The organism is Bacteroidales bacterium (assembly GCA_016707785.1).
GTDB lineage: Bacteria > Bacteroidota > Bacteroidia > Bacteroidales > UBA4417 > UBA4417.
Genome location: JADJGZ010000018.1, coordinates 82,813 through 97,524 on the forward strand (window position 1 = coordinate 82,813; position 14,712 = coordinate 97,524).

Sequence of the window (14,712 nt, forward strand, 5' to 3'; positions counted from 1 at the left end):
CAGCAAAGGTTATCTATTTCGTATTGCGAATTGAGAATCCCAACTTGATCATCCTAGGTTTGCTTAACAGGTTTTTTATATTAATTGAAAGAATTGACGAAATATGAACACTCAAGATACATTTTTGAACATTCCAAGGGATTATAGGACAATTGAATTATGGAAACATATTACACCTTCGCAGTGGAATGATCCATTGTGGCAAAGGCAAAACACTATACATACACTTGATGATCTTAAACTAGTTATCAAACTCAACGAATTCCAAGAGCAGGAAATAAGAAACACGATTACTACATTACAAAGTGAAGGCAAATCCCCTTTAAGGATCACACCCTATTATGCATCACTGATGCAGGAAGATCCATTTAATCCGGTTGTTGTTCCTGAAATATCTGCGGATAAATTAGATCCCATTTTCTGGCAAAGCGTTCCGACACCAGCCAACCTACTATTCCCTGATTCGGGGATTGAATGTGCTATGAATGAAGGTTCCAGGAGTTTTGGGGCTGCCTATCAACGCTATCCAAACAGAGTCGCACTTTTTGTTGCCGAGAACACCAGCTGCGCATCCTATTGCGTTCATTGTCAACGAGCTAAATCCCTTGATTCATCTGTTGAAGTCAATAGAACCGAAATCGAAAAAGGCCTCTTCTATATAAAATTCAATTCGAATATTAATGAGGTGCTGATTACAGGGGGTGATGCATTAATGATCAGCAAGAAACGCCTTCAATTTGTATTGGAAGAACTGAGCAAAATACCTCATGTTCGGGCCATAAGAATTGCAACAAGAGTGCCTGTTGTCATGCCAATGGGAATAACAGATGACCTGCTGGAACTCATTAATAAATCAGCCAATCGTTTCAATAAGGGTTTAGACAAATATGTTTACTTTATGACCCATATCAACCATTTCCAGGAATTGACATTGGAAATGGCAGCAGCCATCAAGAAAATCCGTAATCATGGGTTTACTGTACGAAATCAAACCGTTCTCCTGAATCATGTAAATGACAACCTTAGAATACTGGCTGAAACTTTCAGAAGAATGTTCTGGATTGGAGTTCATCCGTATTACCTGCTTCAATGCCATAAGGAAAGAGGGATCGTTCATTTTATTACACCCATACAGGTTGGCAAAATATATATGAAACATATTCAAGGCTGGATTTCTGGAATTACGGTCCCAAGGTATGCAGCCAATATCGAAGGAGGTGGAGGAAAAGTGTTATTAATGCCATCAGGGCACGATACCCTCGACAAACATAATAATGTGGAAGAGTTTATCTCGAAAAGCTTTGCTACCGTTTCAACATGGGATAACAGAACAATCCCGGAGTATGAAGCTTTAGGCCGGGCAACACAAGCTGAATATGATGAAGCTATGCAAATCATGAATAATTTTATAGGACGAAAAGGGGTATTCCTGCCGAAGGTTATTATTGTTGATGAGCAGGGTAAACATATAAAAACGACCAATAAAACCAGATTGCCTTCTTTTGACGGACAAAGGAAAGCTGAACTTTTGGGTTACAAGCTTCATAATAATGAAATGCCTCTGACAAATCCTTCCGAGATAGGTAACTTCTTAGAAAAGGAATTTAACAAGGCAAAGCGCTCTGTTCGCAATGATGATTCAAATCTGCCCAGCTGACAAATTTGTTCTTTCAACCTGAAGAACGGTATATCTTATTGAAGGCTTTTCAGCTTATACAACACTTATTATAATAACATGACAAAAATTGACCATTCACTGGAAAATATTGCATTTCATTTAGGGAAATTTGAAATTTCAATTTATTCAATCATTTCCGTCGTGGTTATCTGGCTGATCACCAGGGCCATTATCTGGATAATCAAGAAAAGTATTTTCCATAACAAGAAGCTAAATAAATATGATCTTAGCAATTCATATGCCCTCTATCAAATTATCCGGTATATTCTCTGGGTGATAGCTGTTGGATTAATGCTGGAGAGTATTGGGATCCGGGTTACCGCTTTAATTGTTGGATCAGCAGCATTACTCGTAGGGGTTGGGATGGGTCTCCAACAAACCTTTAATGATATAGTTTCGGGAATTATTATCCTTATTGAAGGATCCACCAGGGTGGGTGATATCCTTGAAGTTGATGATGATGTAATAACTATTCAACAAATTGGTATCCGGACTTCAAAAGGGCTAAACAGGGATGATATTGTGGTCATAATTCCAAACTCCCAAATTACCACAAATAAGGTAATCAACTGGAGCCATCAATCTATGAAGACCCGTTTCAGGATAGATGTGGGTGTTGCGGATTGAACGTGTTAAAAGTGATATCCGAAGAATTATCAATCGCAAATTTGCTGAACAAAAAGTGGTAATCCCATTCCACCAAGTTGATATTCACTTTAAAAATGGCATTCCGGAAATGAAAGAAAAAAAGGAATTCTGAAAAAAGCATACTTTCACTTTGAACTCCCTTCAGACTATCATTTGTCGTGTGTTATTCCGGCCAGAAAGTCAGAATACATGATTCAAAAGCAAGCAATAATAAACTTGGATTACTATGTTTGATAATAATAATGAATACTGTCTTTGGGAGAAATAAAGACACAAGAATGTAAATAAAGAAATGCTTGTAAAGCTGAGCCCTAGAATCGATTCTTTTATGAAGAGATAAACTCTGCAAAGATTGCGTTACTGGAAACCAGGTCTAAACTGAGAACATTCCAAAAATAACTATAAAACTTACTATATTTGAATTACTATTAAGGCACTCTTCCCGGAACCTTCAGTATTATCCCTTATAAATAGGAACATTCTGATTCCCCGGAATGTTGTAGTTATTGCATGACAACAATAAAATCATCAATTCTCATTCCATGACCACAACGATAATAATTACTTTCTGCCTTCTGCTATTAATAGCTTACTTATTTGATATCACTTCAACAAAGACAAGGATCCCTTCTGTAATTCTATTATTGATTTTAGGTTGGTTAGTGAGGCGACTCACTATTTTTATTAATATTCAGATTCCCGATTTCACCTCTGTCCTTCCAATCCTGGGGACAATCGGTCTTATTCTGATCGTACTTGAGGGTTCATTGGAACTTGAATTCAACAGATCGAAGATCATACTCATCACCAAGTCTTTCATGGACGCCCTGCTTCCCATGATAGCTTCAGCATTCTTGCTGACCTATCTTTTCAGGTATTTCAGCCCGATTACATTTAAAGATAGCCTGACCAATGCTATTCCTTTTTGCATCATGAGTAGTGCTATTGCTATTCCTAGCGTTCGTGGCCTTTCATCCTCTAATAAAGAGTTTATTATTTATGAAAGCAGTTTTTCAGATATAATAGGTGTCCTATTCTTTAATTTTATCATATTCAACGATAATTTTGGCACCACTTCTTTCGGGCAATTTGGCATTCAGATGATCATCATGTTTAGTGTTTCATTTATTGCAACCATTGGCCTCTCATTCTTATTAAGCAAGATCGAACATCACATAAAATTTGTTCCAATCATCCTATTAGTCATATTAATCTATGAACTCTCAAAAATCTACCATTTGCCAGGATTGATATTTATCCTGATGTTCGGCTTATTTATTGGCAATTTGGATGAACTTAAGCAGTTTAAGTGGATACAAAGATTTAATCCGGATCTGCTTAATAAAGAAGTTCGCAAGTTCAAAGAACTAACCATCGAAGCAGCATTCATTGTAAGAGCCTTATTTTTTTTACTGTTCGGATATCTTATTGCCACTTCTGAAATCTTAAATACAGATACTCTAATTTGGGCATTAGGCATAGTGGTTATTATCTTCCTTTTCAGAGCTCTTCAACTCATTTTGTCAAACTTGCCTCTCAGGACATTGCTGTTCGTAGCCCCAAGAGGGTTGATCACTATTTTGCTTTTTCTTTCGATCGATCCTGCCAACCGCATTTCATTGGTCAATCAGTCCTTGATAATCCAGGTAATCATACTTACATCACTGATAATGATGGTCGGATTGATGACAACAAAAAATCGGAACTCCAGAATAAGGATAAAACTAATAAGCCTTTAGTCCTCTGAAGTATGTAAAAGATTATCGATATCCCCTATTCTGCCAAAAAGAAGTAGATAATCACCTTTCAATAGTTTAATATCCCCCGAAGGAAGTCCAAGTGAAATTTTCTTTTTCTCAGTATGTCCAAATATAGACTTGGATTCATCGTACCTGATTATGGTCATTACCAATAACGAATATCGTTTCAGAAAATCAACCTCTGATAATAGCAAGCCATTGTATCTGGTTGGCAGAAGGACTTCTATTACCTTATAATCTTCAGTAACATCAAACGAAGTTGTGACACCTTTAAATAGTATGCTATCAGCAAAGCTTGATGCTGAATCAAATTCTGGTTGAAGTATCTGATCAACCCCCAGGGTTTCAAGTACTTTGTAATGTAATGGGTTAATTGCCCTGCTTACCAGTTTTCTTACACCAGCTTGTTTCAATAATGCTGTGGTCATAATAGAAGCTCCATAATCTTCCCCAATTGTGACAATTGCATAATCGCATTCTTTCAGCGGCAAGGTTTGCAGTGCAAGTTCACTGGTACAATCAAGGCTAATGGTTTGAAAAATAGTATCCTTAAAAATTTCTGTCTTTTCCCGGTTGCCATCAATACCAATTACTTCATGACCCAAAGCTGTGAGCCTGATTGACAATGCTGACCCGAAATTCCCAAGCCTATTACGATAAATTTCATGTGCTTAATTTTAATTGATCATTATATTTTCTGAAGGAAATGGTAATTATATCGGTTTAATCTCCTGAAAATTCCTACCAATATCGTAAGCGTTCCTATACGTCCCAAAAACATCGTAATGATCAGCACCCATTTCCCGGCTATCGACAGGTATGCTGTAATACCCAACGATAAACCAACTGTTCCAAATGCTGAAACTACTTCAAATACAATTTTTGAAAGATTAAACTGACCATCTGTTAAGACGAGGGTAAAAACTGCAATTGAAATTACCAGGAATGAAAGAAAGATAACAGCAAATGCCCTGCTTACTGATTCTTTCGTCAATTCTCTTCCATAAACTTCTATTTTATCCTGGCCTTTGGATAAATGAAAAAAATTGAGAACTGCCACAGCAAATGTTGTCGTTTTTATGCCACCACCTGTAGACGCTGGTGACGCTCCAACCCACATTAAAAACAGGTAAAGCAAGACTGAAACAGGAGCTAGTAACGACATGTCAGCAGTATTAAACCCAGCTGTCCTGGCGGTCACAGAACCGAAAAAAGCACCGGCTACTTTACCTGACACTGATAAGTCTTTCAATGAATGATTGTATTCGGAAAAGAAGAAAAATACAAACCCGGTTAAGAGCAATACCAAGGTTGTAATAAGGGCCACCCGGGAATTCAGATTGATTATTTTTGGTGCATGAACATAGCCCTTTTTCCCAATAATCTGGTGATACTTATTCTTCAAAAAGTGCTTTAATAACCGATAATAATTAAAAATTACAGGGAAGCCCAAACCTCCAATGATAACAAGTATACCAATCACATAATGAAGATTGTAGTTGAACCTGAAACCAGGTTGGTATAATCCTTGCGAAAGAGTGGAAAATCCTGCGTTGCAGAATGCGGAAATGGAATGAAACGATGAAAAACCAATCATTGAAAGATGACTGGAAAATCCAGACGAATCTAATGAATAATATATAATGACTGCCCCAACTGTTTCAATAGAGAAAGTAACCAGGATGATCTTTAATAACGTTTTGAAAATCTCACCAAGCTTTTCTTCATTGATAAGTTCTTTTAAAAGAAATTCATTCCCAAAAGAAGCCCCTCCTTTAAAGAAATATCCAAAAAAACTTGTGAAGGTCATCACACCTAATCCTCCAACCTGGATAAGTGCTATAATTATTAGTTTACCCAATGGAGTAAAGCAGGTAGCTGTATCAACAACTAGTAATCCCGTAACGCATACAGCGCTGGTTGAAGTAAAAAAAGCATCCGTTAACCCGATTCCATGGAAAGTGGCCTTCGGTAACATCAGTAAAACAGTACCAAATACAATGATAAATAGGAAACTGAAAGTAAAGAGAAGTCCGGGATTTGTATTTCGAAATTTTAGCTTTAATGTACTTGTTGATACCTCTATAATAAGCGCTATCAAAAAAATCAAATAAACAGCTAAATTTCTAGTGAGGAAATCAAGCATTAAGCCTTGAGTCCAGAAAACTCCCGTAAATCCAGTCCTTGCATTGAGTATTAATAATAAGAGAGGAATGACTGCCAATTCCGAAAGTCGTAGCCTAAGATCTCTAACCTTCCACTTTTTTATAAAAAGCCCGGAAACATTGCTCAGTATAATAGCACATAAGATGATATTATACAATCGTTGAATAGAAATTAATTCTTCTGTCTCATGCCCGAAACCAATGTGATACAGCATGATGAGAAAGCCAGACAATGCTGCAAGCAGACCCAATGTATCCAGGAAAGCCAGCAACCGTTTCCTTATAAGGTTAAAAAAATCAATAATCCTAAGTAAGCCTAACTTTATCGACATATTCAAATAGAAGAAAGGTAAGTCATAACACAAAGTTAGTATTAAGTTGTTTGAATCAGTAAACCACTAAAAATCAAAATATTATTATCATGAGCACTGAAGGCTGTATTATTCAGCTGATTTCTGTATTATTCAGTTTTTAACAAACCTATAATCAAACAGGTAGCTAAAAATTATAATAAATTAATACTACCTGATTTTCTTACTTTTAATAAAATAATTTGAATATTAATTCATCTTCAACCTTCATTTTTTCATGGAGAAACTAATCAAATCTGTTACTCTTAATAAGCAGCTGAATTGTTTTTTCGAATAAGTGCCATCTCTTTAGTATTTTTGTCCTGATCAATTTCAAACTGAAGTCCTTGAATACAACTTTGCTCTTTCTTGATATCAGCGGCGGTGAACTATTAGTAATTGTTCTTGTCGTTTTCCTGGTATTTGGGCCTCAGAAGATGCCTGAAATCGCCAGGAAAATAGGTCGTGCCATCAATGAAATGAAAAAGGCTTCGAATGACCTTACGCGAGAATTCAGGCAGGAATCCTCAGGAATCAGAAGTGAAATTGCCGCCGCCCAAAGTAAAGTAAAGGATGAAATAAATAGTGCAACCCAGGAGGTTTCCAAAACACGGGCCAGGGTAGTAAAGGATCTGTCAGTCGACAATGAACTTAAGAATAATCCCACTCAACAAGTCCCTGCTCCTGAACCAATTGAACCTGTTGTTGATCCCCCTGCCCCCCCTGAAAAAAGTGAATAATAAAAACAGTTCACGTTCGTTGATTACTTAGCTCTGACGCATCTAAATATACATATTGTTCCCCCTTTATGAAAATACGTTCACTGGTACTTATCTTCTCATTTATTGCACTGAGTTTCTCATTACAAGCTCAAAACAGGCATTGGAGAGCTGCTGATGATGCATTCAACAATATGCAGTATAACCAGGCATTGACGAAGTATAAGAAAGCGCTGTCAAAAGCCAAAGGTAAACCTGATAAGGAAAAAATATCCTTTCAGATGGCTGAATGCTACCGGCTTATCAATAATACCAAGAAGGCTGAAACTGCATATAAAAGAATTTCCAAAACAAACTATGCAGAAAAGAACCCCATTGTATTCCTCTACCTTGCACAAGCGATGATGAGCAATGAAAAATACGAAGATGCCCTGGTGTTTTTTGAGAAATATTCAGAGCAGGCACCTGATGACGTAAGGGGACTAAATGGGGTTGAATCGTGCAAACTTGCAAAGGAATGGATAGATTCTCCTACAAAATTCAATATTAAAGTAGAGAAACCTCTGAATTCCAAGGAATCTGATTTTTCTGTTGCTTATGCTGATAAACTTTATAATACAATTGTCTTCACCTCAACACGGGATGCTGCAACCGGAAAATCATTGGATAACTGGACCGGCCAGAGTTTTAGTGATCTCTTCATTGCAAAACTGGACCCCAAGGGGCAATGGTCTTCCCCTGTGCTGCTTGAAACCGGTAATGTCATTAATACCGGTGCCAATGAAGGCAACCCCGCATTAAACAGTAAATTCAACCAGTTATATTTTACCCGCTGTGGTAATGATAAAGGCTCTCTGCAAGGTTGCCAGGTTTATGTTTCAAGGCGTTCAGGAAGAAATTGGGGTGATCCCAAGCCTCTCTCATTAGGGGGAGACAGCACAACAGTCTTTGGAAACCCTTCTATTAGTCCTGATGAACTCATGATTTTCTTTTCAAGCGACCTGCCCAATGGTGAGGGAGGAAAGGATTTATGGATGGCAGCAAGAAAAACAGCCGGTGATGAATTCGGAAAAGCCATTAATCTCGGGCCGGCAGTAAACACTGCGGGTGATGAAATGTTCCCTTTCCTGCGCAACGACACAAGCCTTTATTTTGCTTCAAATGGCCACCCCGGGATGGGTGGGCTGGATATTTTCCGCTCCACCTTTTCCAATGGGATCTGGAACAAACCCGTTAACCTTCAGTACCCGGTCAATTCAGCCGGCGACGATTTTGCCATGATTTTCAATCCTGAAGAAGATAAAGGTTTCTTTTCTTCAAACCGTAAAGGAGGCAGAGGCGGTGATGATATCTACTCATTTGAGAATCCACCTGTTCTGTTTACTCTTCAAGGGATCGTAAAGGATGATAATACTTTGCAGATTATCACCGGTGCAGTGGTGAAACTTACCGGCTCCGATGGCTCTTCAATTGAAGCCAAAACAGATGCCCGTGGGATTTATAGTTTCAATAAAGCCCAGATCAAAGCCCGCACTTCCTATGAATTGGTGTGTGTTAAGGATGATTATTTCAATAAAAAAGCCAGGGAAACCACCGTCGGATTAGAGAGTAGCAAGGATTTCACCATTGATTTTATGCTTGAAAGAATCCCGGATAAACCGGTCGTCCTGCCCGATATCCTTTACGATCTTGCAAAATGGGACCTGAAACCTCAATACCAGGATTCACTGCAGGGACTTATCAAGACACTGGACGAAAATGAAACCATTATCGTTGAGTTAGCTTCTCATACCGATTCAAGAGGTTCAGACGAAAGTAATGATGTTCTTTCGCAGAAACGTGCGGAATCAGTTGTTAATTACCTGATTGAAAGAGGGATTGATCCTGATCGTTTGGTTGCTAAAGGCTATGGTGAACGTGTTCCCCGCAAACTTGCCAAAGATGTTACTAAAGATGGATTCTCATTTAAATCCGGAACCTTACTCACAACTACATTCATTGATTCTTTAGCCACTAAACCTATACAGGAAGCGGCTCATGCATTGAACAGGAGGACAGAATTCCGTATCCTGAGCAAAGACTTTGTGCCTAAAACACAGAATAAAGCCATTGTAAGTCAAACCCAGAAAGTAACGGTTCAGATTAATCCGGAAGACAATATCCTCCGATACCTGGAGAATCCTGATCAGACAATGACTATTTCAGCCGTACTGAATGGAATCAATGTAGATATTGTGATCAGTGAAGAAGGACCTGGATTGAGCTTTTCCGAAGATCAGGTCCTGAAGCTTTTAAAAGAAGGAGCCATTGGTAAAACAGATTTCGCTGGTGATGCTGCAAAGATTCTTGGTAACAACTCAGTATCTGATAAGGCCATCTTTAATGTCGCTGAAATCAATATTGCAAATAAATCGTCATTTGACCTTGAAGGAACTGTCCTGAAGAAACAAAAAGCTGCAGTCCTGATGAATGAATCAGTCCTGAAACGTTTTGGAAAATACAGTATAGACAAAGAAAAGAAACAGATCATCTTCCAGTAGAAGCAAGCAGGACCAGCAGATGTCGGATCAGTTGAAATATACCCTTAGAGGGGTTAGTGCAGCCAAAGAGGATGTCCATGCAGCAATTAGCAAATTGGATAAGGGCTTATTCCCGAATGCTTTTTGTAAGGTTGTCCCGGATTTCCCGGGAGGGGATCAGGATTCTTGCGTAGTAATGCATGCCGATGGTGCTGGGACAAAATCGTCATTAGCATACCTCTACTGGAAAGAAACAGGAGATTTGTCTGTCTGGAAAGGAATTGCACAGGATGCCATCGTCATGAATACTGACGACCTCTTATGCGTAGGTATCACTGACGGAATATTCATATCCTCAACAATCGGCCGAAATAAAAACCTTATTCCCGGAGAAGTAATTAGTACCATTATTAACGGTACTGAAGAATTCCTGGAAAAAATGAGATCCTATGGCATCGGAATATTCTCAACCGGTGGTGAAACAGCAGATGTTGGTGACCTTGTTAGAACAATCATTGTCGACAGCACTGTTACAGCCAGGGTGAAACGCAATTCTATTATTGAGAATAAAATTGTCCCGGGTAATGTGATTGTCGGATTGGCTTCTTTTGGCCAGTCATCCTATGAAGATACGTATAATGGAGGAATGGGAAGCAATGGGCTTACTTCTGCCCGTCACGACGTATTCTCCCGTTTATATGCGGATAAATACCCGGAAAGCTATGACACACGGCTTCCTCAAGAAGTTGTTTATTGTGGGAGCAAGCAACTCACTGACCCATCCTCAATCCCGGGCCTGGACATTGGTAGACTTGTCCTCTCTCCTACCCGTACCTATGCTCCGGTAATTCATAAAATACTTGAAGAATTCAGAGGGAAGATAAATGCTATGATCCATTGCAGTGGAGGCGGACAAACCAAAGTCCTGCATTTTGCCGGGAATGTGCATATTATTAAGGATAACCTTTTCCCGATTCCACCTTTGTTTGCTTTGATCGGGGAACAATCCGGCACCTCTCTGAAAGAAATGTACCAGGTATTTAATATGGGACATCGAATGGAATTATATTTGGATCAACAATATGCTAATGACATCATTGGAATATCCAAAAGCTTTGGAATTGACGCAAGGATTATCGGCAGAGTGGAAGCTTCAGATCATAAAACATTGACTATCAAGTCCGATGAACAATTTTTCGTGTATTGAATTTAAGATAGTTATCATCATCAATTTTAAGTGGTAAATAACCAACAGTTAATTTTTCTTCAAAAACCTAAATTCTGCATGAGAATCATATCTTCAATCCTGACAGGAATATTAATCATTGTATTCATTCAGAACCAATGCATAGCCCAATCATCCCTCATCCGGATTATGAAAGCAGAGATGGAACATGAAATGAACTCCCTGAGTAAACAAGAGTATCCTGCTTACTTCATGGAATATAAAATCTTTGATCAGTATAGCCTTGGAATTCAAGCTTCTTTTGGTTCTGTTCTCACGGCAAACATCGACTCAAGTCGCTCATTTACAGCAGCCGTCAGGCTTGGAAGCTATAAAATGGACAATACGCATGCCCTGCCTGAAGGATCAAACCCCATGCTGGAACCCAGCCAGGTTATGTTACCATGGACATATGATGAACAGATACTTCGTCTGGAAATGTGGAATGCAACAGCTTATGCTTATGAGCGATCAAAAGATCAATATAAACAAGTACTGGATGCCAGGGATGATGAAGGTTTTAAACAGGATGTCGACGACTTTACTAAGGCAGATGCTTTAGTGTATTATGAAGAAGTTCCTGAAAGTATCATCAATAAATCATTGTTGGATGAGTGGAAGTTAAAATGTTCGTCTCTCTCATCACAATTTCTTGAAGATACTTCATTCATGGCAGGAACAGTGTTTTTTGCCACAAATCAGAACCGGCAACACCTTGTAACTTCTGAAGGCCAGGAAATTAGTCAGAATAAACAATCATGTATGCTGATGATCATGGGGTTAATCAGGACTACTGACAACCAATTGGCTGTGGATATGCTAACCTATTCAGTAAACGACCCTTCAGAACTGAAATCGATCGAGAATATCAGGATTGACCTGCAGCAGATGATTACACGGATGAAATTGATGAAGGATGCTCCCATTGCACAGCCATACAGTGGTCCGGCCCTGCTGTCACCGCAGGCTGCAGGCGTATTCTTTCACGAAATATTCGGACATAGGGTAGAAGGGCATCGGTTGGCAGATATGAATGATAGTCAAACATTTGGTGATAAGCTTGGTAAAACTGTTCTTCCAAAATACATCAGCATCTCTTTTGATCCTACTAGCAAAGATTATAAGGGTCAGCATCTTACCGGAAGCTATAAATATGATGATGAAGGGATCCTCGCAAAAAAGGTAAAGGTGGTTGAAAACGGAGTTTTGCAGGATTTCCTTATGTCACGAAAGCCTGTCAAAGGTTTCAACCAATCCAACGGACATGGAAGAGCCATGATAGGATCGGGAGCTGTTTCCAGGCAATCCAACATGATTGTTGAATCAGAGAAAACATATAATGAAGCGGAATTGAGGAAAAAACTGATATCTGAATGCAAACGACAGAAAAAAGAGTATGGCTATTATTTCAAACAGGTTTCAGGAGGTCTCACCTTAAACTCAGTTTATATGGCCAATGTTTTTACTGTTTTTCCTACCGAGATATACAGGGTTTATGCTGATGGAAGGCCGGATGAGATGGTGCGTCAGGTTTCACTTATTGGAACCCCGCTAACCATGTTTTCAGAAATAGAAGCCGCCGGCGATGACTCTGAATTATTCCCGGGGTTTTGTGGTGCAGAATCAGGGTCCATCCCGGTAACCATCGTATGCCCCTCCTTCTTTGTAAAGAAAATTGAAACACAGAAAACACCTGAATTTCATGTTGAGAAGCCATTCCTGGTACAACCTTCGGCTACAACAATATCATCCAATTAATCATCAGGTGAGTAGAATCCCATTGTAATAATCATTAAATATGAAATCACTTTTCAATATAGCAATCACTTTCTTTTGCTTAGGTATCACATTCGGAAGCTATGCCCAATTGACTTCAATTAATCCAGAGGAAGAAAAAATTGTTACATCAGCGCTTAAGGATGAACTATTCAGAAGTTTTCATCAACTGAATGATACTGATATGCAAAAACCGTTTTTTATTGCATATACTTTGCTCTGGGGAAAAGAGTATCGCTGCGGGGCAAAAATGGGTACAGTTTATTATGACCGGTTCGATCCGAACAATGCCGGAACCCTTAGGCTTATGGTAGGAAATTATGAATTGAATGATGAAAACTTCAATGATACCGAAAGCAATTATAATTCTGCTTCTGCATTCCGACAATTTACAACATTGCCGCAGGAGGCAGATTATTGGGCAATCAGGAGGTATTTCTGGCAAATGTCTGATGAAGTTTATCGGTCAGCAAACGACCATTATAAACATAAAATTGAAGCTATTAACAGGAAAGCTGGTAATAATCCCAACGAAGGATTGAGAGATTTCAATCCTTCTACAGCTGTTACAAATATTAAAGCACCTGAAGTCATTGAGTTCGACAGGCAGAAAATGTCAAGCCTCTTAAAGAAGTTATCAGGTATTTTTCTTGAGGATACAGTGTTTATCGATTCTGAAGCAACGTTTAATGCAAGGAATTACATGACCTATTACTATAATACTGAAGGTACTGTCCTGCATCATCCCTATACAAGTTTTTCCATCAATTTATCGGCCAATTGCTTTGATGTTAACGGAAGTACATTAATTGAAAGCATAGGATTCAATGGATTAACAATGAATGAATTACCTGGTGAAGATGAATTGGTTCAGGCTTGTCAATTAATAAAAACACGTTTATTAAACAACAGAATTCCGGATACCATCCCCGAAGACTATTCCGGCCCTGTGCTATACGAAGGAGTCTCCAGTGCCGATTACTTCAGGAAATACTTTTTTGAGGGGACAAATACACTTATTGCCTCCCGTGAGGTATTTAGTAATGAAAATCGCACGCTAGCGGTAAAGCAGAATGACAGTGATGAACAGAAGTATAATAAAAGGATTTTCTCCAAAGACCTGACTGTGTTGGATTGCCCCTCCCTGAAACAATTCCAGGGCACCCCACTCTATGGTTATTATCCGATGGATGCGGAAGGCATAGCTCCTCCCGACACCTTACTCCTGGTGGAAAATGGGGTACTGAAAAACATGTTAAATAACCGCATTCCTACTCCTAACCAGCAGGTTCCCAATGGACATTCAAGGTTCGGAGGATTATCAGTTAACGACCAGGTTGCACCCGGGGTATTGGTGGTAAATGCTAAAAATGGGAAAAGTAAGGAAGAACTGAGAAAGATGCTGTTGGAAGAAGCAGAAGACCGCAACCTCGAATATGCAATGATAGTAAGGCCTCTTTTTATCGGTAAAAATTACTGTAGCAATCAATACTTTCTGGTAAAAATAGCCGATCAGTCGGAACGATTAATTAAGGAAGATATTTCTGATAATGATAGCTATATGAAAACACAGACAGACAGGCTATTAGGATTCTCATCAACCCAAATTGTAAAAAATGATTTCTACTCTTATCTCCAGGAATTGCCGGTGAGTTTTATAGTACCGGATGCTGTGCTTGTTGAAAACGGAAATTTCAGATTTAGCAGCAATTCTCAGTATGGGACGGAGAAAAGATTGGTACCTTACCCAACCATAAAGAAAGTAAATTAAGGGTTGAAGTAAAGTTCATACATTAAGGGACTAAAACGTGAACTCCTGTCACGTTTTTGCTGTATCTGTATTTGTTATGATTTCAGCCTTTGGCATGAATA

The 14,712-nt window shown here is 38.9% G+C and carries 9 protein-coding genes and 1 pseudogene; 8 read left to right on the forward strand and 2 right to left on the reverse strand.

What is annotated here, in order from left to right; genetic code table 11:
* Positions 1 to 103: 103 nt before the first annotated feature.
* The 3 genes and pseudogenes from IPH84_11575 (at position 104) to IPH84_11585 (ending at position 4,065) form a co-directional block, all read left to right on the forward strand.
* A complete protein-coding gene (locus tag IPH84_11575) occupies positions 104 to 1,657 on the forward strand; it encodes a KamA family radical SAM protein (GenBank protein MBK7173848.1) in 1,554 nt (517 codons plus the stop codon).
* 78 nt (positions 1,658 to 1,735) lie between these two features.
* Positions 1,736 to 2,438, forward strand: a pseudogene (locus IPH84_11580) (mechanosensitive ion channel).
* 430 nt (positions 2,439 to 2,868) lie between these two features.
* Positions 2,869 to 4,065 carry a cation:proton antiporter gene (locus tag IPH84_11585; protein ID MBK7173849.1) on the forward strand — a complete coding sequence of 399 codons (1,197 nt, stop codon included), beginning with the start codon at positions 2,869 to 2,871 and terminating at the stop codon, positions 4,063 to 4,065.
* On the opposite strand, the gene IPH84_11590 is transcribed toward IPH84_11585, so the two are convergent.
* Together IPH84_11590 and IPH84_11595 are read right to left on the reverse strand one after the other, a co-directional pair.
* Positions 4,062 to 4,712, reverse strand: coding sequence for a TrkA family potassium uptake protein (locus tag IPH84_11590; protein MBK7173850.1), 651 nt, complete (start codon positions 4,710 to 4,712; stop codon positions 4,062 to 4,064). The genes IPH84_11585 and IPH84_11590 overlap by 4 nt on opposite strands.
* Positions 4,713 to 4,774: 62 nt before the next feature.
* Positions 4,775 to 6,583 (reverse strand): ATPase, encoded by a 1,809-nt coding sequence (locus IPH84_11595; GenBank protein MBK7173851.1) that lies wholly within the window; start codon positions 6,581 to 6,583, stop codon positions 4,775 to 4,777.
* A gap of 365 nt (positions 6,584 to 6,948) precedes the next feature.
* Here IPH84_11595 and tatA point away from each other — a divergent pair, with 365 nt between their 5' ends.
* The 5 genes from tatA (at position 6,949) to IPH84_11620 (ending at position 14,611) form a co-directional block, all read left to right on the forward strand.
* Positions 6,949 to 7,341: a twin-arginine translocase TatA/TatE family subunit gene (gene tatA / locus IPH84_11600; GenBank protein ID MBK7173852.1), complete on the forward strand. Its 393-nt coding sequence runs from the start codon at positions 6,949 to 6,951 to the stop codon at positions 7,339 to 7,341.
* A 68-nt stretch (positions 7,342 to 7,409) separates the two neighbouring features.
* A complete protein-coding gene (locus tag IPH84_11605; protein MBK7173853.1) occupies positions 7,410 to 9,860 on the forward strand; it encodes an OmpA family protein in 2,451 nt (816 codons plus the stop codon).
* A 19-nt stretch (positions 9,861 to 9,879) separates the two neighbouring features.
* On the forward strand, positions 9,880 to 11,046 hold the full coding sequence (locus tag IPH84_11610) for a phosphoribosylformylglycinamidine cyclo-ligase (protein ID MBK7173854.1): 1,167 nt from the start codon (positions 9,880 to 9,882) through the stop codon (positions 11,044 to 11,046).
* A gap of 78 nt (positions 11,047 to 11,124) precedes the next feature.
* Entirely contained in the window at positions 11,125 to 12,822 is a 1,698-nt protein-coding gene (locus IPH84_11615; protein MBK7173855.1) for a TldD/PmbA family protein, read from the forward strand.
* 40 nt (positions 12,823 to 12,862) lie between these two features.
* Positions 12,863 to 14,611: a hypothetical protein gene (locus tag IPH84_11620; GenBank protein MBK7173856.1), complete on the forward strand. Its 1,749-nt coding sequence runs from the start codon at positions 12,863 to 12,865 to the stop codon at positions 14,609 to 14,611.
* Positions 14,612 to 14,712: the final 101 nt, after the last annotated feature.